Annotated in this window: 20 protein-coding genes; 2 read left to right on the top strand and 18 right to left on the bottom strand. The window is 70.1% G+C overall.

Annotation, left to right across the window (positions count from 1 at the left end; translation table 11 throughout):
* Positions 1 to 5 precede the first annotated feature (5 nt).
* The 18 genes from QRD43_RS15250 to QRD43_RS15165 all read right to left on the bottom strand — a co-directional run bounded on the left by QRD43_RS15250 (position 6) and on the right by QRD43_RS15165 (position 22,628).
* The gene (locus QRD43_RS15250; RefSeq protein ID WP_285983360.1) at positions 6 to 1,112 is read right to left on the bottom strand and encodes a DegT/DnrJ/EryC1/StrS family aminotransferase; all 1,107 of its coding nucleotides are present in this window, start codon (positions 1,110 to 1,112) and stop codon (positions 6 to 8) included.
* Between the two features lie 40 nt (positions 1,113 to 1,152).
* A complete protein-coding gene (locus tag QRD43_RS15245) occupies positions 1,153 to 2,094 on the bottom strand; it encodes a WxcM-like domain-containing protein (RefSeq protein WP_285983359.1) in 942 nt (313 codons plus the stop codon).
* Positions 2,095 to 2,183: 89 nt separating this feature from the next.
* Complete coding sequence (locus tag QRD43_RS15240) at positions 2,184 to 3,872, bottom strand: hypothetical protein (RefSeq protein WP_285983358.1); 1,689 nt, start codon at positions 3,870 to 3,872, stop codon at positions 2,184 to 2,186.
* An 80-nt stretch (positions 3,873 to 3,952) separates the two neighbouring features.
* Positions 3,953 to 5,167, bottom strand: coding sequence for a class I SAM-dependent methyltransferase (locus QRD43_RS15235; protein ID WP_285983357.1), 1,215 nt, complete (start codon positions 5,165 to 5,167; stop codon positions 3,953 to 3,955).
* A 52-nt stretch (positions 5,168 to 5,219) separates the two neighbouring features.
* Entirely contained in the window at positions 5,220 to 6,281 is a 1,062-nt protein-coding gene (locus tag QRD43_RS15230; protein WP_285983356.1) for a hypothetical protein, read from the bottom strand.
* On the bottom strand, positions 6,281 to 7,156 hold the full coding sequence (locus tag QRD43_RS15225) for a glycosyltransferase family 2 protein (protein WP_285983355.1): 876 nt from the start codon (positions 7,154 to 7,156) through the stop codon (positions 6,281 to 6,283). The genes QRD43_RS15230 and QRD43_RS15225 overlap by 1 nt, the downstream gene beginning before the upstream one ends.
* Positions 7,157 to 7,204: 48 nt before the next feature.
* The gene (locus tag QRD43_RS15220) at positions 7,205 to 8,332 is read right to left on the bottom strand and encodes a DegT/DnrJ/EryC1/StrS family aminotransferase (RefSeq protein WP_285983354.1); all 1,128 of its coding nucleotides are present in this window, start codon (positions 8,330 to 8,332) and stop codon (positions 7,205 to 7,207) included.
* Positions 8,329 to 9,327: a GNAT family N-acetyltransferase gene (locus QRD43_RS15215; RefSeq protein ID WP_285983353.1), complete on the bottom strand. Its 999-nt coding sequence runs from the start codon at positions 9,325 to 9,327 to the stop codon at positions 8,329 to 8,331. The genes QRD43_RS15220 and QRD43_RS15215 overlap by 4 nt, the downstream gene beginning before the upstream one ends.
* A complete protein-coding gene (locus QRD43_RS15210) occupies positions 9,320 to 10,648 on the bottom strand; it encodes a DUF4910 domain-containing protein (protein ID WP_285983352.1) in 1,329 nt (442 codons plus the stop codon). The genes QRD43_RS15215 and QRD43_RS15210 overlap by 8 nt, the downstream gene beginning before the upstream one ends.
* Positions 10,649 to 10,822: 174 nt before the next feature.
* Positions 10,823 to 11,545, bottom strand: a complete 723-nt coding sequence (locus QRD43_RS15205; RefSeq protein WP_285983351.1) for a cytidylyltransferase domain-containing protein — start codon at positions 11,543 to 11,545, stop codon at positions 10,823 to 10,825.
* A gap of 4 nt (positions 11,546 to 11,549) precedes the next feature.
* A complete protein-coding gene (locus tag QRD43_RS15200) occupies positions 11,550 to 12,620 on the bottom strand; it encodes an N-acetylneuraminate synthase family protein (protein WP_285983350.1) in 1,071 nt (356 codons plus the stop codon).
* The gene (locus QRD43_RS15195) at positions 12,617 to 13,315 is read right to left on the bottom strand and encodes a glycosyltransferase family A protein (RefSeq protein WP_285983349.1); all 699 of its coding nucleotides are present in this window, start codon (positions 13,313 to 13,315) and stop codon (positions 12,617 to 12,619) included. The genes QRD43_RS15200 and QRD43_RS15195 overlap by 4 nt, the downstream gene beginning before the upstream one ends.
* Positions 13,312 to 14,490, bottom strand: coding sequence for a DegT/DnrJ/EryC1/StrS family aminotransferase (locus QRD43_RS15190; protein WP_285983348.1), 1,179 nt, complete (start codon positions 14,488 to 14,490; stop codon positions 13,312 to 13,314). Before QRD43_RS15190 ends, QRD43_RS15195 begins: the two co-directional genes overlap by 4 nt.
* Positions 14,491 to 14,530: 40 nt before the next feature.
* Entirely contained in the window at positions 14,531 to 15,652 is a 1,122-nt protein-coding gene (locus tag QRD43_RS15185; protein WP_285983347.1) for an iron-containing alcohol dehydrogenase family protein, read from the bottom strand.
* A 39-nt stretch (positions 15,653 to 15,691) separates the two neighbouring features.
* Positions 15,692 to 17,026, bottom strand: coding sequence for a TolC family protein (locus QRD43_RS15180; RefSeq protein ID WP_285983346.1), 1,335 nt, complete (start codon positions 17,024 to 17,026; stop codon positions 15,692 to 15,694).
* A 145-nt stretch (positions 17,027 to 17,171) separates the two neighbouring features.
* Positions 17,172 to 18,374, bottom strand: a complete 1,203-nt coding sequence (locus QRD43_RS15175; protein WP_285983345.1) for a beta-barrel domain-containing protein — start codon at positions 18,372 to 18,374, stop codon at positions 17,172 to 17,174.
* A 20-nt stretch (positions 18,375 to 18,394) separates the two neighbouring features.
* On the bottom strand, positions 18,395 to 20,728 hold the full coding sequence (locus QRD43_RS15170) for a type I secretion system permease/ATPase (RefSeq protein WP_285983344.1): 2,334 nt from the start codon (positions 20,726 to 20,728) through the stop codon (positions 18,395 to 18,397).
* A gap of 28 nt (positions 20,729 to 20,756) precedes the next feature.
* The gene (locus QRD43_RS15165; protein WP_285983343.1) at positions 20,757 to 22,628 is read right to left on the bottom strand and encodes an O-linked N-acetylglucosamine transferase, SPINDLY family protein; all 1,872 of its coding nucleotides are present in this window, start codon (positions 22,626 to 22,628) and stop codon (positions 20,757 to 20,759) included.
* A gap of 226 nt (positions 22,629 to 22,854) precedes the next feature.
* Here QRD43_RS15165 and QRD43_RS15160 point away from each other — a divergent pair, with 226 nt between their 5' ends.
* Positions 22,855 to 23,862 (top strand): D-2-hydroxyacid dehydrogenase family protein, encoded by a 1,008-nt coding sequence (locus tag QRD43_RS15160; protein ID WP_285983342.1) that lies wholly within the window; start codon positions 22,855 to 22,857, stop codon positions 23,860 to 23,862.
* Positions 23,862 to 24,446, top strand: a complete 585-nt coding sequence (locus QRD43_RS15155) for a chromate transporter (protein WP_285983341.1) — start codon at positions 23,862 to 23,864, stop codon at positions 24,444 to 24,446. Before QRD43_RS15160 ends, QRD43_RS15155 begins: the two co-directional genes overlap by 1 nt.
* The last annotated feature ends 1 nt before the right edge of the window (position 24,447 follow it).

Here is a 24,447-nt window from a genome sequence, read left to right as displayed (position 1 = left end):
GCCGCTCAGGCGCAGCGGCGCACGGCCTGGATCAGCTGGTCGATCTGCGACTCGCTCATGCCCGGCCACAGCGGCAGGCTCAGCACCTGCTTGTGCATGGCCTCGGCCACGGGGAAGTCGCCCGCGCGGTAACCGAGCTCGGCATAGGCCGGCTGCAGGTGCGGCGGCACGGGGTAGTGGATCAGCGTGCCGATGCCATGTTCGGCCAGCCCGGCCTGCAGACGGTCCCGCGCCTCGTGCCGGACGACGAACAGGTGCCAGGCCGACTCCAGCCCTTCCGGCACGACCGGCAGCTGCAGCGGCACGCCCGCGAGACCTTCCAGCAGGCAGCGCGCGAGCCGCCGGCGCTCGCGCGTCGAGGCCTCCAGCTGCGGCAGCTTGGCGGCCAGCACTGCGGCCTGGATCTCGTCGAGACGCGAGTTCACGCCCTTGCACTCGTTGTGGTACTTGCGGCGCGAGCCGTAGTTGCGCAGCACGCGCACCTGCTCGTCCAGCGTGGTCAGGTCGGTGGTGACGCCGCCGCCATCGCCCATGGCGCCGAGGTTCTTGCCCGGGTAGAAGCTCCAGGCCGATACATCCGCCAGGCTGCCCACCGGCCGCCCGTGGTAGCGCGCGGCGTGGGCCTGCGCGCAGTCGTCCAGCACCTTGAGCCCGTTGCGCCGGGCGATGTCCATGATCGGGTCCATGTCCGCCGGCAGGCCGTAGAGGTGCACCGGCAGGATCACCCGGGTGCGAGCCGTGATGGCGGCCTCGATGCGCGCCGGGTCGAGGTTGAAGGTGAGCGGGTCCGGCTCCACGGGCACGGGCGTCGCGCCGCACTGGCTCACCGCCAGCCAGGTGGCGATGTAGGTGTTGGAGGGCACGATGACCTCGTCGCCCTCCTCCACGCCCAGTGCCCGCAGCGCGAGCGTCAGCGCATCGAGCCCGTTGGCCACGCCCGCGCAATGCGCGGCGCCGACAGACTGGGCGTACGCCTCCTCGAAGGCGACCAGCTCCTGCCCGAGCAGGAACCAGCCGCTGCGGGCCACGCGCAGCAGGGCGGCGTCGATGGCCGCCTGGCTGGCCGCATAGGCCGGCTGCAGGTTGAGAAAGGGCAGGCTGGATTCAGCCATCTCGCGTACTCCTTGCCGTGTCGGCCGTCGTGCCGGCAGTTCAGCGCCCGGGCAGGCCCCGGGCGGCGAGGAAGTCCTCGTACTTGCGAATGTAGTCATCCGCGGCATAGGTGTCCGACGCCAGCACCAGCAAAACGGCGTCCGGCGAGAACTGGTACTGGATTCCCCAGACCATGGGCGGGATGTGCAGGCCCATGCGGGCGCTGTCCAGCGTCACTTCGTCGCGGGCACGGCCGTCGTCCAGCACCACGCTGACACTGCCCTTCACGCAGACGAGGAACTGGTGGCAGGCCTTGTGCGCATGCTCGCCCCGCACTTCCTTGCTCGGCACGTCGTAGACCATGAAGAAGCGCTGCGGCGTGAAGGGCAGATGGGTGCCGATCTCGCCGAAGCTCAGGGCGCCGCGCAGGTCCACGATCTTGGGCAGGGCGACGAGCCGCGCCGTCGCCACGTTGAGCACGGGCGGCGCCGCCAGCTGGCTGGCCGCCCGCGGCGCGACCGGGAGGTCCAGATGCGGGGTGTCCGCATAGCCGACGATGTGGGCCGGATTGCCGCTCACGATGGCATGCGGCGGGACGTCCCGCGTGACGACGGCGCCGTCCTGCACCTGCGCCCGCGGGCCGATGCTGAGGCCGAAGCGCAGGGTGGCATTGGCCCCGATGACGGCGCCGGCGCCCACCTTGCTGCAGCCGGCCGCGCCGGGGCCCGCAGGCCCGCTGAACACGGTGTTGGGCCCGATGCGGACGTCGTCCTCCACCACCAGCGGCGCCCAGAGCTGCGCCCCGGGGCGCACCTGCACGCGCTGGCCGATCTGGACCTGGCCATCGACCAGGGCGTGGTCGCCGATGTCGACGTCCTGGCCGATGCGGGCGCCCGGCAGCACGTGGGCGAAGGCGCCGATGCGGCTGCCCGCGCCAATGAACGGGCTCTCCACCAGGGCGTGGCTGTGGATGAAGACATCCGGCAAGTCGATGGGGCTCAAGGTCCGGCTTCCTGGGCTCATGATCCGCCGATGCTAAGCCGGAAATGCCTCGGCCGAGCGCTCGAACTGCGCCGTCGCGGGCGTCCTGTTCAGCCGAGGAAGTCCCGCAGCGGGCGCGCCTCGGCCTGGAGCTGCAGGTAGGCGGCGTGCTGCTGGCGGCGGAATCGCCACAGGGCACTGGGGTCCTGTTGCCACTGCTGCAGCTGGGCGAGGGTCTCGTCCAGCATGCGCAGCGGCACGATCCGCCCGTTCAGCAGCGAGAGCTCCTCGGGCAGCAGCGGCCGCAGCTGGGCGTGCACCATGGGCGTGCCCTGGCGCAGGAGCTCGATCGCACCGCTGGTGGGCACGTCGTAGCCCAGGCAGAGGTCGCAGGCGGCGCCGAAGTCCGCCAGGCTGCCGTCGAACTGGCGCAGGATCTCCTGCACGCCGATCCCGAGGTGCTCGGCAATCTGGCTCGCGAAGCCGTCGGTCGGCTTGCAGCGCAGGCGGCAGTCGATGCCCTGCGCCGCGCACCAGTCGTGCAGGCGCCGCAGGCCATCGAGGTAGGCGTCCATGTCCGCCGCGCACATGCTGTTGTACGAGACGCCCGCCAGCAGCACGCCCAGCGTGCGCAGGGGCTGGGGGAGCGTCTCGGGCAGGCTCAGGCGCTCCGGGAAGGCCAGCGTGGCCGAGGCCACCGGCCGGCCGCTCAGGCCCGCCACCGCCGTGCCCTGCAAGGCATGGCTGAGGCACAAGGCATTGGGCAGCTCGGGCGCCGGCGCGTTGAAGAACTTGGCGTGCGGCACCAGCAGCACCTTCATGCGATGGCGCTGCGCATGGCTCAGCAGCGGCCCGTGCAGGCCGGCATCGTGGTTGGAGATCAGCAGCTGATGGCCCGGCCGGCCGGCGAAGGCCTGCTCCAGCGACTCGAAGAACATCAGCTGCCGCCGATAGGCCTCGAGCAGCGCCTGCAGCTGCAGCGACAGCAGCGCCGGGCTCGGCATCAAGGGCGCCAGGGCTTCCTGGAGGATCTGCCGCAGCGAGGCCAGCACGCCGTCGATGCGGTCCAGCTGCGCCGCGGGGATGCGCTGCCCCAGCGCCAGCAGCGGCTCCAAGGGCAGGCCGGGGATCGCCGGCAGCTTCACGTCGTAGAACGGCGACGGCAGGTTCAGCGCCCGTTGCCCGGACGCCAGGACCTCGCCCTCGAAGTAGGCCTGGTCGTAGAAGCAGGTCGGCAGGTGCACCAGCAGCTCGGGATGGGCGTCGGCCGCGGTGCGCAGGTCGGGCACCTGCTCCTCGGGCGGGGCCGGCAGGTCATAGGAATAGAACTGCCCCGGCAGCCCGGCGCGGCCGAAGGCCTGCATCAGGGCGAGGGCCGGCGCGAAGGAGTGCTGGCCGTAGCGGAAGGCCTGCTGCGGCGCGATCACGTGCAGGCGGGACGGGGGCCGCTGCGCGGCGAGCTGCTCGCCGATGGCCGCATAGCCCCGCAGCGTGAACAGCAGGTAGAAGAGCCCGTAGTGGTGCCACTGGCAGCCGGGGGCCTCGGGCACCCACGTCGCCAGCACGGTGTCGAGGCGCGCCTGCAGCGCGGCGGCCTCCTCCCGCACGCCGCGGTAGACGCGCCAGTTCAGGTCGTTGCCCGGCCAGCGCTGCAACCGCGCGTGGGGCAGGCCCAGGTTGCGGGCATGCTCCAGCAGCTGCGGGTCGAAGAGCAGCACCTCGGCCTCGGGCAGCTGGCTCAGCAGCTGCTGGGCCAGCATGAAGTCGGTGCGGTGGTTGACGAGAACGCTGTGCTGCATGCGGGGACGAGGCGTGGAGGTGCCGGGCGGACGGGCCGGAAACAGTGGATCGGAACGGCGGATCGGAACGGCGGGCGGGATCAGTGCGGCGTGGAGAAGAGCCGCACGATGCGGCTCTCGGCCACGCCGCGCTGGCGCAGCGCCGCGTGGATGGCGTCCTGGCTGGACCAGGAGCCGATGATCACGGCCTCCGCGCCCGCCAGCAAGGCCTGACCCTGCGCGGAGTCGGGTTGCCACACGGGCATGCTCTGCATCTGCAGGCCGTGCTTCTTGGGATCGACGTCGAGGATGCCCAGCAGCTGCTCTCGGTAGTGCCCGAGCGCCGACTTGGCCAGCAGCTGCGCCGTCAGCGTGCCGCCGCCCCAGATGGCCACGCGGCGGCCCGCGTCCATCAGCTGGCGGATCAGGGCGTCGGTCTGCTCGGTGTGGCGCGCCACGAGCTGCAGGTAGCGGCGCAGCACGGCCCGGTCATGGCGAGCCCGGTTCACCCGGGGCAGCGCGGCGGCGTCGTCCGCCACCTCCCAGAGGCTGGCCAGCGTCGGGTAGTGCGGCGAGGTGCCGTCGTCGTTCTCGAAGACCTGGTGCTCCACCTCGCGGAAGCCGCAGCGGTGCATGAGGTTGCTCAGCGAGCCATGGGAGAAGTAGTTGACGTGCTCGAAGGAGAGCTGGAACAGGTCGCGCTCGTCGAAGAGCTCGATCACCGGAATCTCGATGAACAGCCGGCCGCCCGGCCCGAGGCTCGCGCGGATGGCCGCCAGCATCGGGGCCGGCGCCATGAGGTGCTCCAGCACATGGGACAGCATGACGAGGTCCTGCCCGGGCGGCAGCTGGTCCGCACGCTCGACGAAGCAGGTGTCCACCCGCAGGCCGTAGCGCTCACGGGCCATCTGGCTCAGCACGGATGAGGGCTCGATGCCGTGCGCCTGATGGCCGTCTTCGGCGAACAGCGAGAGCGTGTAGCCGGTCGAGCAGCCGACGTCGAGCACCCGGGCCCCCGCCTTCAGGTAGGGCCGCAAAAAGGCGTGCTGCTGCTGCGAACGCTGGGCCTCCTCGCGGGGCAGGGCCTGCTCGCTGACCAGGTACTCGTAGCTCGACGAGTGCGCGTAGTAGCGGGCCAGCGCCGCGGGCGACAGGTACTCGCCGACGTAATGCGTGCCGCAGTCCTCGCAGCTCAGCAGCGACTGCTCGAAGCCGTCGAGGTCCACGCCCGCCAGCGCGCTGAAGCGGTGGCGGTGGACCTCCACGGCGGCGCCCGCGCCGCAGACCGGGCAGGCTCGTTGGACCAGATCACTCATCGCATTCCTCGCTCGTGATGGGGCCGGGCCTCCGGGCGCCCGGTCCAGGCTCTCAGTGCGGCACGCCATGCGTGACCGAGCTGCCCCAGGCCACCGGCAGGCCCAGCACGCGCAGCTGGCGCAGGACCGTCTCCAGGAAGAAGACCGTGCCCACGAGGTCGCTCTGCGGCAGGCCCGCCGTGACCTCGTGCCGATTATGGTTGGTGATGCTGCCCTGGGATTCGAAGGAAAAGGCCCCGTCTTCCCGGTGCAGATGGCGCAGCTGCTGCAGCCGGCGCTCGCAGGCGGCGCGGATGTCGGCCTCGCGGTAGCCGTTGGTGAAGCGCAGCATGCGTTCGAGCACCACGAAATGGTCCATGTCGTGGCAGGCCTCGCCCTGCCCGTCCTGGAACACGCTGCACTCCGCCAGGCTGGCCAGCGTGGTGTCGGTGATGCGCTCGCACCAGGCGGGCGGCGCGTCGTCGTGGAAGTGCAGGCCGCGCATCAGGTGGTAGCCGGCCTGCACCAGGCCGTTCTTGCCCTGCGGCGCCTCGTCGCCCCACAGGCCGGTGGCCGGATCCTGGGCGGCGTCCAGCCAGCCCCTCATGCGCAGAAGCATCTCGTGCCAGGACGGATCGAAGAAGCGGGCATTCGCGCGCATCATCGTCGCGCCGTGGTCGCACATATTGCCGGCGCCCATGGGCGCGCGCTGCCAGGGCATGTTCTCGCGCAGGTAGCGCTCGAGGGCGCCGGCCGGCCGCAGCGGCTCGTAGAACGCGAAGGGATGACGCGGCGCTCGGTCCAGCGCCAGCAGCACCGCCCCCACCTGGTAGCCGAAGTAGGTGCCGGACATCTCGTGGATGCGCGGCACGCCGGCGTCCAGCTCGTCGCGGTGCGGCTCGTGATAGAAGCCCGTGGCCGGGTCCTGGCAAGCATCGAAGAAGTCCAGCGCGCCGGCCGGATCCCCCGGCAAGCCCAGCATCTGGCGCAGGTCCAGCGCCAGCGAGGTGGCGTCGATCGAGCGCGGATGCAGGGCCACCCGTGCCAGGCGGTAGCAGCCCGGATGCCCCGGCGCCTCCACGCTCGGCAGCCAGGCCGCGACGCGCGTCTGCAGCCCCTCCCACCAGCCCGGCATCAGCCGCGCACCTTGGCCGGATAGGGCCCGTGGTTCGGGCGCGCGAACAGCAGCTTGACCAGCTCCGGCAGCATCGTGAAGAAGCGGATCCAGCCGTACATGGCGTAGAAGGGCCAGTACTTCCAGTCGCCCCGCGCGATGGCCTTGCCGCCGCGCACGAAGGGATAGCGGATGGCCAGGTGGTAGATCAGGTTCTTGGCCTTGAACGGGTACTTGTAGACGATGCGCGCATCCCCGCGGCCGTACTTGACGAACTTCTTGACGATGCCGCCGAAGCTGGGCGTCTGCTGGCGATGCGTGAGGCCGGTGCCGATGCCCTGGCGGAAGCCGGCGATCTCCATGCGGATCGAGAGGTCGGTGTCCTCGTCGCCCACGCCATTGAAGAAGCTGTCGAAGCCGCAGTGCTTGATGGCCTCGGCGCGGTACAGCGAGGGGCGCCCCACCATGTTCGTGTCCACCGGCTTCTCGGTGAAGGTGATGCCGTAGTTCGTGCTGCCCATGGCCTTCTCCCAGTAGGTCTTGGGCTCATAGGCCACCTCGCGGCCCAGCAGCGCGTCGTAGCCGTAGTCCTGCATCTCCTTCAGCAGCGTGGAGAGGAAGTCGGGCTCGACGTGGTCATCGCCGTCGATGATGGCCACGAAGGGCTGGGTGGCGGCGTCGATGCCGGCCTGGCGCTGCGAGGACAGCCCCTTCACGCCCGGCTGGATCACCCGTGCGCCTGCGGCGGTGGCGATCTCCACGGTGCGGTCCGTCGAGCCGCCGTCCACGACGATGACCTCGGCCGGATGGTTGGCGAAGACTTTGCGCAGGCAGTCGCCGATGTCCTGCTCTTCGTTGTAGGTGCAGATGGTGACGGAGATGGGCAGCTTGTCCATGGTCGTGAGGCTCCGGGAATGCAGGGAATCGGGTCGGGCCGGCCGTCGTCAGGCCGGCAGGGTCAGGTCATGCCTGACCCGGGAAGACAGGTGCTCCGCCAGCGTGCGGACCACGTCCTGGAAGTAGGCGGGGGTGGCGTGCTCGTCCACCCAGAGGTTCAGGATCTCCTGGCCCAGCCGCTCGGCGACGGGGTGGGCCGCCTCCGCGCCCGGGCCGGGCAGGAAGGCGCTGGCGCGCGGATGCCAGCTGCTGGCGTGCAGGCCCTGTGCATGCAGCGCCTGCAGGGCCTCGTGGCGATGGGGCATGAGGACGTTGAGGCGCCAGGGCACGGCGCCCGGCGTGAGCGGCAGCACCTGCAGGGCCTCGCCCTCCAGGGGCCGCAGCAGCTGGCGCAGGCGCTCGAACTGTTCCCGGCGCTGCTGCACCAGCGCAGGCAGGCGCGGCAGCAGGGCCTGCAGCGGCGCCTCGCGGCGGGGGTCGAAGCGGTGCAGGAAGGCGTCCCCGGAGGCGAGCAGCTCGGCGGCGTAGGCGGGCGCCTCGCTGGCGATCTCGTCCGGCCAGCAGCGGTTGTAGAGGCGGGTGTGGGCCGAGCCCAGGGCATCGATCCGCGCCTGGGCCGCCTCGCGGAAGGCCGGCAAGGCGGCGTCCAGCGCCCGCAGCTCGGCCGCCAGCGCGGCATCGTCGGTCAGCACCGCGCCGCCATGGTCCAGGCTCAGGGGCTTGCCGGCGCCGAAGCTGATCACCGAGGCGAGCCCGAAGCTGCCGACCGGCCGGCCGTGGTGCGTGCCGCCCATGGCCAGGCAGGCATCCTCGAGGAGAGGCAGGCCCTGCCGGTGCGCAGCGGCGATCAGCGGGTCCATGTCGCTCACCTGGCCGTAGCCATGCACGGCCAGGAGGGCGCCCCGGGCGGGATCTGGCACGGCCAGGGCGGCGACGGCCAGGCCGAGATCGCTCCACTGGTTGTCCAGGTACTCGGGCACCGCGCCGCCCAGGCGCAGCCCCAGCGGCACGTTGAGGCAGACGCTGTCCGGCACGGCCACCTGGCGATCCTGCAGACCCAGCGCCCGCATGAGCAGGGCCAGGCCCGTCGTGCCGTTGCCCAGCAGCACCGCATGCTCGCGCAGGTGCAGCTCCGCCAGTTGATGTTCGAGCCTGTGGCGGCTGGTGTCGCTCATGCTTGCTCTCCCCTGCGAATGCAGGCGTAGGACACGAGGTCCCCGCCGAAGCCCAGCTTGAACCAGCCGCGCTGCGGGCTGTTCACGCCTTCGAGATCCACTTCGCTGAGCCCATGCTCCTGGGCCAGGTACTGGAACGCCACCCAGTGCGCCAGCGTGCCCTGCCAGGGCGCGCTGCGGTCCGGGCTGCCGGCGCCGTAGAGATAGTAGGCACGGCGCTCGTCCCAGCCATAGCCCACGGCATAGAGCAGCTGCCCTTCGGCGTCCAGCACATGAAAGATGGCGCCCCGCCCGCGGGAGATCAAGCCCTGCATCACGCCGGCCATGGCCTGCAGACGGTGCTCCTCGGGCGGCTGGCCCTGGGCGCTCATGAGGGCGCGGTAGAAGTCGATCAGCGGCGCGCTGTCATGCACGATCTCGACGCGGCCGCCCTTCTTCCAGCCCTCCCGCACGCTGTAACGGCGCACGGTCTCCATCTCGGCGAACAGCGTGCTGGCCTGCGCGGCACTCTCGCTGCCGCCCACGCCCTGCAGGCTGCTGATGTCCAGGACGGTGGTGTAGCGCAGGTCGAGCTGGAAACGTCCGCCGGCGGGCCCGTGATAGTCATGCCACAGCCAGGGGCGCAGGTCCTCGATCTGAGGCGCCAGCTGCAGCTCGACGCGCTCGAATCGCGTGGCCAGCTCGGCGGCCACGAACTCCGCGATCTGGAACTCGTCATGCCGGCGCTTGACGCGCTGGCGGCCGGCGTCCAGGTCATAGAGCAGGCCGGCATAGATGGTGAGGTCGGGGGCGATCACGCCTCGCCCGTCGGCGGCCAGCGGGAGGCACAGCCCGGCCTTGAGCGTGCCCTTCTGCATCACCGCGAAGCGCTGCACCGGCTCGCGGGCGGCCTCGGCGAACCAGCTCTCGCAGAACAGGCTGCCCTGCGGCGAGCGCTGCACCAGGGCGTCCCAGGCGGCGAGGTCCTCGAAAGGCTGGAGGTCGAGCTTAGACATGGGCCAGCACGCCCTTCTGGCTCAGCCGCTGAGCCAGCTCGCGCAGGCGTGCCAGCGGCACGTCCAGCGCCACGGCGATGTCCTGCAGGCTGGTGTGACCGTCGCAATGCCACAGCAGCCACAGGATGAGGTCCAGCTCGCTGCGCCCGCCCAGCTCCGGCCGCTGCGCGCCGCCGCTCTTGGGGTAGAGATCGTGCCGGGACAGCATGACCTCGCCCGCGCCGACGGTGTTGCGATAGAGCTCGCGCGATTCCAGCGTGCCGATCAGACGCACGTAGGCATCGAGGCTCTCGGCCATCTGCGCCCCGTTGACCAGGCGCAGGTCGTCGAGCGAGCTGTGGTACTGGGCGTACTCGTAGTAGCGGTCCTTGCAGATCGTGGCGGTGGGGATCCGCAGGCCCGGCGAGGACCACTGGCGCTCGTCGCTGCCGTGGATGTCAAAGGGGTAGGTCTTGAAATCGTCGCCCCGCTCGCGGAGCACGGACTCGATCATCGCGTTCAGCGGATGGCGGTCGTCAAAGGTCCGCTTGTAGCCCAGTGGGCCGGGACCGCCGACGGTCGTCACGACGAGACCCATCTCGACCCGGCGCATGGCCTCGGCATGCGTGGCGGCATAGGCCACGGCGCCGACGGTCTCGGGCACCCACACGAGGCGGTAGCTGTACTGGCGGTCCGGCAGCGAGGCCAGGTGGCGGCCGATGAAGGCCAGCAGCACGGCGCCGCTGAGGCTGTCATTGGCCATGGACGGATGGCAGATGTAGGCCGACAGCAGGATCTCCTGCGCCCGGCGCCCCGGCAGCAGCAGCTCGCCGACGCTCATCGCACCGGGCGTCAGCGCGCTGTCGATCCGCACCTGCAGCGGGCCCGGCGCGGCGGCCAGCGCCTGGGCCTGCGCCTGCGTGACGCAGAAGCCCCAGCTGCGCTGGTAGTAGCTGGTGCGGTAGGGAATGGCCTCCGGCAGTTCCGGGTGGGTGTGCACGTGCGGCTGCAGCGCCGGCCAGTCCATGTAGGCATCGACGGGGCAGCTGTGGCTCACCAGATGCAGGTTGTGGTCGGCGAAGTCCACGAGGCGGCGGCCGCGGGCGTCGGCAATCCAGGCCTCCTGCACCGACCATTCGGGCGGCACGGTCCAGTCGTGGACCGCGGTGCCGCTCGGAATCTCCTGGATCGAGAGGGGCGCGATGGCCTGCAGGCCGCGCAGCGTGGCGCGGTTGGCCTCGCCGGCCAGGCAGCGCGGCAGGGGGAAGAGGCGCTCCAGGCAGGCCTGCATCTCGGCGGCGACGCGTCGCTCGCCGGTGTCGGTGATGGTCTTGCTGCTCATGGCCTGAATCTGCACAGCCGCCCTGCCCTTGTCCAGTGGTGCGTGACCCCGTTGCACTGTGCCACGGGATCCATGGGATGAGATGCCACTGTAGGCAGCTCACGCCCCTTCTTTAGGGCAAAAAGCAGGGGAAAAGCCGCCCTTTGAGCGGCTCTGGGGGAACGGGCGGCGCACTCAGGCGGCCACGGCGCCCTTCCGTCGCGCGGCGACCACCTCGGCGGCGGTGCTGTGCAGGCCCAGGCCATGGCGCAGCGCCAGCGCCTCCAGGGCCGCGAGGTGGCCGGGTTCATCCACATCGAAACGCATGGCGGGCTGGGCCAGCGCGGGCGGCGCGGGCGGTGCGGCCTTGCGCCACGGGGCGCCCTCGTCCCACACGGCGATCGTGACGTGCTCGCGATGGCGGGGCTCGGTGCAGCGGGCGTCCAGCCGGTGCAGCAGCGCCGCCGAGAGGATCTCGGCGCCGAAGCCGTCCGCATAGCCGCTGCCCAGGCGGTCGAGGTGGTTGCAGGCGTAGTCGCAGTCGCTGGCGGCGAAGAACTCCACCAGCTCGTCCACGACGGCGCCGTCGATGAAGGGGTTGTCGGCGCAGACCCGCACGACGGTGTCGGCCTCGAACTGCCGGGCCGCCTGGCTGAACCGTCCCAGCACGTCGGACTCGCTGCCGGTGAAGGTCGCCACACCCAGGGATTGCGCGAGCGCCACCAACGCGGCGTCACGCGGCAGGTCCGTGGTGGCCAGCACCAGCGCGTCCAGGCGATGCGCCCGCTTCAGCCGCTCCAGCACCCAGGCCAGCAGCGGCCGCCCGGCCAGCGGCGCGAGCATCTTGCCGGGAAAGCGGCTCGAGCCCATGCGCGCCTGCACCAGCGCGACCACGCGTCCGGGCCGGGGCTCGCCCATCGTCTCAGCCGCCCTGCCCCAGGTCCGCCCACTGCAGGACGTGGTCGGACTCCAGCGCCCGCAGCGCGGGCCGGCCGAGCACGTCGTCCCAATGCAGCGGGCTGATGCCGGTGCCAGGGCGCTTGTAGGTGAGATGGGCCTCGGTGAGCCGTTCGCCCGCAGCCACGTCGCGCGTGAGCACGATGGAGCGGCGGGCATTCGCGCGGGCCGGTCCTTCGGTGGGCGTGGGCTGCTTGTGATCGCTCTCGCCCAGCAGGTCATGCACCGTGTCCAGGGCCGTCATGAAGCGGCGCAGATCATGCACGTCCATGGCGTGGTAGTGGTCGTTGCCGGGCAGGGTCTTGTCGTGCGTGAAGTGCTTCTCCAGCACGACGGCGCCCAGCAGGTGCGCGCTCATCAGCGGGTACATGGCCTCGTCCGGCAGCGTGTGGTCGGAGTAGCCGATCAGCAGCTCCGGATAGGCGCGCTGCAGGCCCTTGATCATCCGCAGATGCGCCTGGGCATTGGGCGTGGGGTAGTTCAGCACGCAGTGCAGCAGCACCAGCTCGCGGCAGCCGGCGGCACGCAGGGTCTGCACGGCCATGTCGATCTCGCCCAGCGTCGACGCGCCGGTGGACAGCACCACGGGCTTGCCCTTGGCGGCGATCTTGCGCAGGAAGGGGACGTTGGTGAGGTCGGCGGAGGCGATCTTGTGGAAGGGCATCAGGTCATCGAGGAACTCCACCGCGGCATCGTCGAAGGCCGTGGAGAGGAAGTCGATGCCCACCTGCTCGCAGTGCCGCGCCAGCGCGCGGTACTCGTCCGGACCGAAGCGGTCGTACTTCTTGAAGAGCTCGAACTGGCTGCGCGTCGGCTCCTTGCTGATGTCCCAGTAGAACGGCGAGTGCTTCGAGGCGAGAGTCTCGGCCTTGTAGCTCTGGAACTTGGCGGCGTCCGCGCCGCCCTCCTTCGCCAGCTCGATCAGGCGCTTGGCCTGGTCCAGGGAGCCTTCATGGTTGACGCCGATCTCGGCGATCACATAGGGGCGGCTGTCGGGGGTGAGGCGGCGCTTGCCGAGGGTCACCGAGGCGGTCATTGCATGCTCCTGCGGGCGGCCGAGCTGGCCGTGGAACCGTCGACGCCGTGCTTGCTGATCAGGCGCTGGCGGTGCAGCTCCATGGCGTCGAGGTCGTTGGTGATGTTGTGGTCGTGGCGGCGGTAGCGGTACAGCGGCAGCTCCAGCCGGGCGATGTGGTGCTTCTGCTCGAAGCGGATGCGCAGCTCGCGCTCCTCGTGGCGGTGGAAGCTCTCGTCGTAGAGGCCCGTCTCCATCAGGTGGGCCTTGCGGAACATGATGCCGCAGGCGATGGGCTCGTCCATGCAGTTCACGCGCTCCAGCACCTGCTCGTGGTCGTCCACCAGCAGGTAGTCGCAGGCCACGGCGTCGTGCCGCGGGTTCTGGTCGAGGAAGAAGTGCAGGATGTTCAGGAAGTTGGCGTTGACGTAGTCGTCGGAGTCCACCCGCACGATGAAGTCGCCGCGGGCGGCGCGGATGCCGCGGTTCAGCGAGGCCGGCAGCCCCTGGTTGCGCTCGTTGCGCAGCGGCACGATGGCGTCGTGGAAGAGCTCCAGCGCATAGGGCGTGCGGTCGGTGCTGCCGTCGTCGATGACGATGATCTCGTACTGCTCGCTGTGCAGGGTCTGGTTCAGCAGCGAGCGCAGGCAGCGGCCGATGTAGCGTTCCTGATTGAAGACCGGCACGATGACCGAGACCAGCGGCTTCACGTTCATGCGTTCACCTCCTGCGGCTGCAGCGCCTCGAGGAGCGCCTGGCGGGCCAGGGCCGGGGCGTCCTCACGCAGCTTCACGCCCACCGGGAGCGACACCGCGCGCGACAGCAGCGCGGCCGACTGCGGGAAGGCCTGCGAGAGGTCGCCGCCGTGGGCACCGGCCAGCTCGGGCATGTGCGTCCAGGTGCCGGCGAAGTGCCAGGTGAAGGCCTCCGGCAGGATCTTGGTGGCCAGGCCGCGGGCCAGCAGGGCTTCGCGGCAGCGGCGCGCGGCGGCGTTGTCCGGCACGAAGAAGACGAGCGCATCGGCCGTCTCGTAGCTGCCCGCGGGCACCTCGCGCGGCGTGATGCCGGGCAGGTCGCGGATGGCGTTCCAGAGCTGGTCGCGGTTGCGGCGCTGGGCGGTGACGATGTCCGGCAGCTTGCGCAGCTGCGCGAGGCCCACGGCGCCCTGCAGCTCCATCATGCGGAAGTTGAAGCCGCTGCTGGCGCGGGTGTCCTCCCAGCGCGGCACGGCGGGGTTGTTCTCGTGGCCATGGTCGTGCCAGGCGGCGCCGCGGGCCCAGTCGGCCTGCTCCTGGAAGAGCACGAGGCCGCCCTCGCCCGTCGTCATGGTCTTGGCGAAGTCGAAGCTGAAGGTGCCCAGGCGCCCCCAGCTGCCCAGGGCCCGGCCGTTCAGCGAGCCGCCGCAGCCCCAGGCCGCGTCCTCGATGAGCGCGATGCCGTGCGCGTCGCAGATCGCCTTGATCTCCGGCAGGCGCGAGGGCGTGCCGAGCATGTGGACCACGATGACGGCCTTGGTGCGCGGCGTGATGCGGCGCTTCAGGTCCTCGGGATCCATGTTGAGCGTGGTGTCGATCTCGGCGCAGACCGGCGTCGCTCGCGACTCGATGATGGCCTCGACGGTGGCCACGAAGGTGAAGCTCTGGGTGATGACCTCGTCGCCGGCGCCGATGCCCAGCGCCGCCAGCCCGACGCGCAGCGCCGCGGTGCCGGAGGACACGGCCAGCGCATGCGGCGAGCCCATCGTCCTGGCGAAGGCCTGCTCGAACTCGCGGACCTTGTAGCAGTCCCCGCGCAGGGCATCGAAACCGTGGCGGAACAGGATGGCGCCGCGGGCGAAGATGTCCTGGATCTCGGCCAGCTCCTCTGGGCCCATCACTTCATAGCCTGGCATGGTGTCTCCGTGGTCTTGCGCAGATGGCGTCGATCGCTGTTTACATCAGGCGGAAGAGATCCGCCACCTTTTCGGGCGTCAGGCGTGCCTTGAAGTCCTCGCCCAGCGCGTTCGTGAGCGGCTTGGCATGCACGATGGAGGCCTTGTAGAGGGCCTCGAAACCGGCCGCGTCCAGGCCCGCGCAGACACCCTTCGGAATCTCCACGCCCTGCGCATCCACCATGCCCCAGAACTCGTCGTAGGCCTGCGGATAGAAGTCGCCCATGGCGCGCATCACGATGCAGTTGGCCACGCAATGGTGCAGGCCGAGCACGACGGACAGCCCGGCGGACAGCGGGTGCACGAGGCCCACGTAGCTCGTCGCGATGGCACAGCCGCCGAGGTAGGAGGCCACCATCAGGCGCTCGCGGTTCTCGGGGGCCATCATGTCGCCCTGGCCGAAGACCTGGCGGCAGAGGTTGATGGTCTCGCGGGAGTAGGCGTCGCCGATGGCGTTGCGGTAGCTGCCGGCCAGGGACTCGATGCAATGGATGTAGGCATCCATGCCCGTGTAGAAGTACTGGTTGCGCGGCACGGTGGCCGTCAGCTGCGGGTCCATGATCACGTGGTCGAAGACCGTGTAGTCGCTGTTCATGCCCAGCTTCAGGCCGGTGGCCTCGTTGGTCATGACGCAGGTGCGGGTGGCCTCGGCGCCGGTGCCGGAGACGGTCGGGATGCCGACCTTGAAGACGCCGGGGTGCTTGAGCAGGTCCCAGCCCTGGTAGTCGGCCGCCTGGCCGCCGTTGCCCAGCAGGTTGGACACCGCCTTGGCCGTGTCCATGGTGATGCCGCCGCCCATGCCCACCACGGCGGCGGGCTGGCTCAGGCCGCGATCCAGCAGGCTCGCGACCAGGGCGTCGATGCCCTCGGTCTTGGGCTCATGCGCGGTGTGCACGAACTGCAGCACGTCGTCGTCCGTCACGCCCAGGCGGGCAGCGACATCACGCTGGCGGGCGAAGAACTCGTCCACCAGGAACACCACCGCCCCGCCCTGCCCCTGGGCCTTCGCCAGCGCCCGGCGGCCGTCCAGCAGGCCGCGCAGCTCGGCCAGCGAGCCGGCGCCGATGTTGTAGCGACCGACGTTCTTCACGAGCTTGACGCCGGTATCGAGGATGTTTGCCATGGTGTGTCTCTGAACCTGGATGCGGTAGAAGGCGGGAACTCAGCGCAGCGGCGCCATCACGCCGCGCCCCATCGACCACAGCATGGCCACGGCCTGCTGCCCGTCGAAGATGGCGTTCACGTGCGCGATGCGCAGCGAGTAGTAGTCTGACTCCGATCCCATCACATCGAACAGGGAACGGCGGCCCAGTTGCTGCCACTGTTGCAGCGTGGCGGTGCGCAGCTGTGAACTGTTGCGCAGAATCTCGGTGATCCGGCGGGCGCGGTCGAAGGCGGAGGTCGCCGATTCATGCACGTCGACGACGCGGTAGCGGCGCGTCTCCAGGGCGTCCTCGCGCTGGAGACGGGCCGCCTCGGCGCGCTTGGTGGCGGCATTCACGGAGGCGTCCTGCCCCGGCTGCATCAGCGGCACATTGACGCTGAAGCCCACCGCCCAGTCGCGCACGCGGGTCACGCCCGCGCTGGCGCTGGTGCTGGCGATGGCATTGACCTGCGGCTTGGCATTGGCACGCACGCTCTCGACGTAGCTGCCCTGGGCGCGGGCCTGGGCCTCGAGCTGGATGACGTCCGGTGCGCTCATCGCGTCCTTCTGCATGTCCTCCAGCTCCGGCACGCGCGTGAGCAGGTTGGAGAAGCTGGCGCTGGGCGGCAGCTCGTCCCCCACGAAGCGCTTGAGGCGCGTCTCGGTCTGGCGCAGGGCGGACATCGTGGCCTCCACCGCCAGGTCCGCCTGCAGCAGGTTCTTCTGGGCCTGCACCAGCTCGCTGGCGCGGCCCTTGTCGGCCTTGACGATGGTCTCCAGCGAGTCCACCAGGCAGGCCATGCGGCGCACGTACTGGGCGTACACCTGGGCCTGCAGCAGGTAGCGGCCACGGTCCAGCGCCAGGGACACCGTCTGCAGCGCGAGCTGCTGCTCGGCATTGAAGTAGCCCTGACGCGCCGCCTCGGCCAGCTGCGAACGCCAGCCGGCCAGCTGCCGGTTGCGACCGAAGTCGAACAGCGTGGTGCTCACGCTCAGGCCGACGCGGCCCTGCAGGCCGCTGCCACCGCTCACGCCGTCCGTCGAGGAGCCGATCTGGTTGGTCTGCATGTCGAGGCTGGCGCGCGGCTTGTTGGCCTGGCTCACCTCTTCCCAGTCGTCGCGGGCGGCCTGCGCGAGCAGCTTGACCATGCCCACGGACTGGCTGCGGGCCAGGGCCCGGTCCACGAGGATCTGGATCTGCGAACGCGGGTCGGCATCGCTGATCACGATCTGGCTTGCCGCCTTCTGCGCGGCCGGGGTGTTGGTGTCGTCCTCGTTGCAGCGGCCCTGGGCGCGGGCGAACGTGACGCTGCCCAGCAGCAGACCCAGGACGAGGATGCGCAGCATTGCCATGGCCTCAGGCTCCCCAGCAGTTCAGACAGGTCTTGCTCATGCCTGTACTGGACCACAGGGCGGCCGGGAACTTGAGCGGGAAAAGCCGCCGCCAAACCCCGCTTCTCGAGGGCTTGCCGGCCGGTGGACGACCCCGTGCCGGGGCTCAGCGCTCCCGCAGGGCCTCGCGCGAACGCATCATCGGGCGCATGAGGAAGCTCAGCACCGAGCGCTCGCCGGTCTTGATCTCCACCGCCGCGGTCATGCCGGGGATGATGGCCAGGGTCTCGCCCTTGTAGCGGATGTTGTTCTGCTCGGCGCGGATCAGGGTGCGGTAGTAGCGCCCGTCGCCGCCCAGCGGATTGGCCTCGCCGATGGCGTCCGGGCTGATCTGCTCGACCTTGCCCTCGAGCCCGCCCAGCGCGTTGAAGTCGATGCCCGAGAGCTTGATCACCGCATGCTGGCCCACCTGGATGAAGCCGATGTCCGCCGGGCTCACGCGCGCCTCGACGAGCATGCGGCTGCCGATGGGCACGATCTCCATGATGGGGGAGCTCATGGGCACCACGCCGCCGATGGTGTTGATGCGGATGTTCTTCACGAAGCCGCGCACGGGCGAGCGCAGCACCGTGCGGTCCAGCGCGTCCTTGCGGACCACCTGCTGCTGCTTCATCATCGCCAGCTCGTTCTGCAGCTTGACCAGCTCGCTCGTGGCCTCCTGGCGGAAGCGGCCGAGGCGCTCGGACCGGGACTGCCGCATCTCGTTCACCTGGCGCGTGAGCCGCATGACTTCCACGTCGGACATCAGCCCCTTGGCCGACATGTCCTGCGCCACCTTCAGCTCCTTGCCCACCAGGGCCGCGCTGCGCTCGATGCCCGCGAGGGACTCCTCCAGCAGCCGCTGGCGCGCCTGGAAGGCCTGGGTCTCGGCCGCCGTCAGTGCGGGCACGGCCTTGAGCTCGTCCGGGAACTTCAGCGGCGTGCCGTTGGCCTCCGCCTGCAGCCGGGCCGCCTGCGCCATCATGGCGAGCTCGCGCAGCTCGCCCTCGTTCTGCTGGGCCTCCACACGGGTCGGGTCGAGCCGCACGAGAGGCTGGCCGGCCTCGACCTGCTGCCCCTCCTTGACCAGCAGCTCGCGCAGCAGGCCGGAGTCGAGGCTGGCGATGATCTGCTCCTTGCCATCGGGCACCACGCGGCCCTCGCTGCGGCTGACCATATCCACCTGCGCCAGGGACGCCCAGATGATCGCGGCCACGACGGCGGCCAGCATCAGGTAGACGGCCCACATCACGCGCGGCAGCGGTTCGTCCACCTGGGCGGCGGCCAGGCTGCTCAGGAACAGACCTTCGTCACGGGAGGAAGAAGCCACTCAGCGCCCTCTTTCGATCATCAGACGGACGGGGAGCGCTGCACCGGCTGCGCAGCCGGGTGCATGTGCAGGTTCGAGGCCGCGGTGGCCGCCGCCGGGTCCGGGGCCGCCGGACGCACGCCGGACAGCGCCGCCAGGACCTGGTCGCGCGGACCATCCATCACCAGGCGGCCGCTGTCCATCACGACGATGCGCTGCACCAGCTCCAGCACGGCCGGGCGGTGCGTCACGACCAGCAGCGTGCAATGCTGGGCGGCATCGCGCAGCTGGCGCAGGAAGAGGATCTCGGACTGGGCGTCCATGGAGCTCGTGGGCTCGTCCATCAGCAGCAGCTTGGGCCGGTTCACCAGCGCGCGGGCCAGGGCCACCATCTGGCGCTGGCCGCCGGAGAGCAGGCCGCCCATCTCGCCCACGGGCAGATCCCAGCCCAGCGGATGGCCGGACACGACCCGGTCCAGGCCCGTCAGCTTGGCCACCTCCACCAGGCGGGCGGCGTCCACGTCCGGGCGGCCCATGGCGACGTTGTCCCGCAGCGTGCCGTGGAAGAGTTTGGGCTCCTGGGACACAAAGCCCACATGGGCACGGAATTCGGCAGGGTCGATCTGGCGCAGGTCGATGCCCTCGATCTCCACCATGCCCTCGGTCGGCTGGTAGAGGCCCGCCAGCAGGCGCAGGACGGTGGACTTGCCGCTGCCGATGCGGCCCAGCACGGCGATGCGCTCGCCGGGTTCGACGCGCAGGCTCACGCCCTTGAGCACCTTGGGGGCCGGATGCTCCCCGGTCATCGGATAGGAGAAGCCCACCTCGCGCAGGCCGATGCGGCCGCTGAACTGGCTCATCGGCACGTAGCTGCGGTCCGAGGCGCGCTCGACGGGCTTCTTCATGACCTCGTCCAGCGACTGCATGGCGGCGCGGGCGCTCTGGTAGCGCGCCGTGAGGCTCACCACGCTGCCCAGCGGGGCGATGGCGCGGGTGGCGAACATCACCGCGCCGATCAGGCCGCCGGCCGAGATGACGCGGTCCTGGATCAGGTAGACGCCCCACACCAGCATCACCAGGGTCACGGCCTGCTGCATGGTCATGGTGAGGTTGTTCGTGAAGGCGTGCATGGCCCGCATGCGCAGGCCGGACTCCGCCGCCACGGCATTGCTGATCTCGTAGCGGTGCAGGAAGCGCCCCTCCGCGCCGGCCGTCTTGAGGTCTTCCAGCCCTTCCACCACCTCCACCAGCGAGCCCTGCAGCTCGGCCTGCTCGGCCATGTTGGCCCGCACGACGTTGCGCAGGTACTTCTGCAGGAAGAAGGTCAGCAGCACGAGGCCGGGCACCGCGAAGGCCACCACCCAGCCCAGCGGCCCGCCGATCAGGAAGGTCATGGCCACGAAGAGCACGATGAAGGGCAGGTCCGACACCACGGACATGCTGGCCGAGGTGAAGAACTCGCGCACGGTCTCGACCTGCCCCAGGTAGTGGGCGTAGGAGCCGGCCGAGGCGGGCTTGTGTTCCATGCGCACCAGCAGGGTCTGCTTGAAGAGCATGGAGCCGATGATCAGGTCCGCCTTGCGGCCGGCCAGGTCGATCAGGTGCGCGCGCAGCTGGCGGGCGAAGAGGTCGAAGATCAGCGCCAGGGCCGAGCCGATGGCCAGCGTCCACAGCGTGGCCATGGCGTCGTGGTGGGGGATGACCTTGTCGTAGATGACGCTCGTGACGAGGCCCGTCACCATCATCAGCAGATTGCTCAGCAGCGCCGCCGTCATCGCGCCGCGGTAGTAGGGGATGAAGCGCTTGAGCGTGCCCCACAGCCAGTGGCTGCCCTGCCCCGTCAGCAGCGTGTGGTGGCGGGGGTCCGCCTGCGAGACCTCCTTGGGCGTGGCGACCAGCGCAAAGCCGCTGTACTCACCCTCCAGCTCGGCCTGCGCGACCATGCAGGCCTTGGCCTCCGGGCCCGGGAACACGACCTCGTAGGCCTGCTGGCCCTCGACCTCCCGCCGGGACACCAGCACGCAGGCGTCGCCGCCCTGCAGCAGCAGCACGGCGGGCAGCACCAGCGGGTTGATCTCGGCCAGGCCCTTAGAGAGCATGCCGGCCTCGTAGCCCGCCTCGCGCATCATGCGGATGGCCTGGTTCGGCGCCAGCGGCCCTTCCGAGGGGGCGCAGGCGCGCAGCGAGGCGGGCGAGCGGGCCTTGCCGTGGTGCTGGGTCAGCCAGACCAGGGCCTGCAGCAGCGGATCTCCGGCGTCCCCTTCCGGCACGGCGTGCTCGCGCCCGGCCTGCGGCTCGGGGGCCGCGGCCAGGTGCAGCGCCGCCCCGCGGGAGGGCTGGCCGCCGTCGAAGAAGGAATCGTGTCGCTGACTCACTGAGGCTTCCTAGCAGGCGTCAGGGGCTTCAGCCCCCCGTGGCCTTGCGCCGGTGCTCGAGCACCAGACGCTCGAATTCGCGCTCAAGATCGCGCACCATCGCCGGAATGTCAAACAGGGGCGTCTGCCGGCCCTGCTCGCGCAGATAGCGCTTGTAGGATGCCGCACGCAGGGGCTGGCGCCCGATCTGCACCGCCCGCTCGATGTACTCCGGCAGGGAATAGGTCACGAGATCGGGCAGTCCGACGGCCGTGAGCAGGCTGCCGGCCATCCGGGAGATGTAACAACGGCCCGAGCGCGTCAGGATGGGCGTGCCCATCCAGAGGCAGTCGCTGGCGGTCGTGCCGGCGTTGTAGGGGAAGGTGTCCAGCACCAGATCGGCCAGCTGGAAGCGGGCCAGGTACTCCGGCGGCGCCACGCGGGGCGCGAAGTGCAGGCGCTCCGGCGCCACGCCCTGCGCCTGCGCCGCTGCCTTCATGTTGGACTCGGCCCAGCTGTTGTCCGCCAGCAGCCACAGCAGGCTGCCCGGTACCCGCTGCAGGATCTGCATCCAGGCCGAGAACATCTCCTCGGTGTACTTGTGGTTGTTGTTGAAGCTGCAGAAGACGAAGGCGTCCTCGGGCAGGCCGTAGCGGGCGCGGTCCGGCGTCGGTGCCACCTCGCGCTGGCGGTCGCTGACCTGGTAGCAGTGCGGCAGGTAGATGGGCTTCTCGGTGCACAGCGGCAGGTACTCCGGTGGCATCGTGAAGCGGTCCGCGATGATGTAGTCCTCCCCCGGCAGCGCCGAGGTGGCCGGGAGTCCGAGGTAGCCCACCTGCACCGGCGCCGGGCGGTAGGCCAGGATGTTGGGACGGGCGCCGCTGGTGAGACCCTGGAGATCCACCAGCACGTCGATGCCGGCCTCGGCGATCTGCCGCGCGGCCTGCGGGTCCTCGACGCCGGCCAGCGGCATCACGCGGTCCATGGCCTTGAGGATGCGGGCGCGCTGGGCGGTGCCGTCCTCCTTGCTCCAGCACAGGGCGTGGACCTCGAAGCGGCTGCGGTCATGCAGCTCGAAGAGCTCGGGCGTCAGCAGACCCACGGCGTGCATGCGCAGGTCGCCGGAGAGATAGCCCACACGGATCTTCTCGCCCGCCGGCCGGGCATGCAGCTGGTGGAAGGGCTTGCCCTTGTACTTGACCACGCGCTCGTTGACGAAGCGCTGCGCCACCATCAGCTGGATCGCCGGGTCGTCCGTCGCGCTCAGGGTGGCCAGCAGCGAGGTGTTGACCAGCAGCTGGTTGTGCGTCACGTCCCCGATCGGCTGGTAGATGGGCCACTCGCACTGCTTCTGGCGGATGTGCACGTAATGCTGCTGGACGTCCCCCTGCTCGGGCTTGAGCAGCAGGCTTCGCTTCATCAGCGCCTCGGACTCGTCCAGGCGCCGTTCAGACTCCAGCAACCGGGCGGCATTGTTCAGGGCGTGCAGGCGCAGGTCGACCGGCTCGGCGCCAATGGCCATCAGCTCGCCGGCGTCATAGACCGCCTGCCACTGCGCGAGGGCCTCCGCGGTCTTGCCCTGGTGCTCCAGCTGGTGGCCGAGGTTGAGCTTGGCCTGCGCAAAGTCCGGATTCAGCGCCAGCGCGCGCTGGTACACGGCCTCGGCCTCGGCATGGCGGCGCATCTCGCCCAGCACCGTGCCCCAGTTGAACAGGGCGAGGAGCCGCTGGGGGCTCTGGTTGCTCTCGACCCAGGCCTCATAGAGCGCCAGGCACTCGTTCAGCCGGCCTCCCGTTTGCCACTGCTGCGCCACGCTCATCAGCTCCTGCAGCGGCATGCCGCCGGCGCGGGCGCGCGCGATCACGTTGTCAGGCAGCGAGGCCTGGTCCAGAAGGGCGGCAGCAGGTTGTGACATGTCCATGGCGAGGCGCCTGCTTCCGCGAGGGCAGGCAAACAGTTGCGCTTGCCAGCCATCTTAGGGAGCGCCCTCGGAATCGATCCCGCCAAATGAGCGGTATTCACCCGCCATCACGCCGTGAACCCGGACGGATGTCACGACGCGTGACGAGCAGCCAAAAATCTAATGAATTGCTCGCAGTCTCATGCCCAATGCCTTGATTTAGAAGGCACAATGCCACGAGCATGCCATGAATATCATCATTCTCGACGACTACCAGGATGCGGTCCGCAAGCTCCACTGCGCGAGCAAGCTGGACCCGCTGAACGCCAAGGTCTTCACCAACACGGTGAAGGGAATCGGGCAATTGTCCGTGCGCCTGCGGGACGCCGAGGTGCTGGTGCTGATCCGCGAGCGGACGCACTTCCCTCGCCAGCTGCTGGAGAAGCTGCCCAAGCTCAAGCTGATCGCCCAGACCGGGCGCGTCGGCCCCCACATCGACGTCGAGGCCTGCACCCGGCTCGGCATTGCCGTCGCGGAAGGCGTGGGCTCGCCCATCGCCCCCGCGGAGCTGACCTGGGCGCTGATCATGGCCTCCATGCGCCGGCTGCCGCAGTACATCGGCAACCTCAAGCACGGCGCCTGGCAGCAATCGGGGCTGAAGGCGGCCTCCATGCCGCCCAATTTCGGCATCGGCATGCTGCTGAGAGGCAAGACGCTGGGCATCTGGGGCTACGGCCGGATCGGCCAGCTGGTGGCGGGCTACGGCCGGGCCTTCGGCATGCAGGTGCAGATCTGGGGCAGCGAGCAAAGCCGCGCCCGCGCCGTGGCGGACGGCCACACGGCCGCGGAGAGCCGCGAGGCCTTCTTCGCCCAATGCGACGTCCTGAGCCTGCACCTGCGCCTGTGCGAGACCACGCGCGCCATGGTCACGCTGGACGACCTGAACCGCATGAAGCCGACGGCCCTCTTCGTGAACACCTCGCGCGCCGAGCTGCTGAGCGAGGGCGCGCTCGTGTCCGCGCTGAACCGCGGCCGGCCGGGCATGGCCGCGATCGACGTCTTCGAGAGCGAACCCATCCTGCAGGGCCATCCGCTGCTGCGCCTGGAGAACGCCGTGTGCACGCCGCACATCGGCTATGTGGAGCAGGACAGCTACGAGCTCTACTTCGACGCGGCCTTCGACAACGTCCTGAACTTCGTCCGGGGCGAGCCGAGCAACATCGTCAACCCCGACGCCCTGAAGGCGCTGCGCTGATGACGGCGCCCGGCGAGGCCCTGCATCCCGCGCCGGCCGGCCCCTGGGATCTCTTTCTCGCCTTCAACCGCCTCGCCCTGCAGGGCTTCGGCGGCGTGCTGGCCGTGGCGCAACGGGAGCTCGTGGAGCGCCTGGGCTGGCTCAGCAAGCAGGACTTCATCGAGATGCTGGCCGTCGCCCAGGTGATGCCAGGGCCCAACATCGTCAACATCTCCCTGATGATCGGCGACCGCTTCTTCGGTCTGCGGGGCGCCTTTGCGGCCCTCGCCGGCATGTTCGTCGTGCCCTGCCTGATCGTGCTGGGCCTCACGGCGCTGGCCGGCCAATGGCTGCACACGCCCTGGGTCCAGGGTGCGCTGCGCGGCATGGGTGCCGTCTCGGCCGGGCTGATCCTCGCGACCGGCGTGAAGCTGCTGGGCACACTGAAGAAGCACCCGCTTGGCCGCCCCGCGGCCCTCGCCTTCGCTGCCCTCGCCTTCGGGGCCATCGCGCTGCTACGCTGGCCGCTCGTGTGGATCGTGCTGGGACTGGGCGGTCTGGGCATGGCGCTGGTCTACCGTCGGCTCGACCGGACGGAACACTGAC

This window comes from Roseateles subflavus (assembly GCF_030285365.1).
GTDB classification, from domain to species: domain Bacteria; phylum Pseudomonadota; class Gammaproteobacteria; order Burkholderiales; family Burkholderiaceae_C; genus Roseateles_B; species Roseateles_B subflavus.
This window is presented reverse-complemented; position numbering and strand designations above follow the sequence as displayed.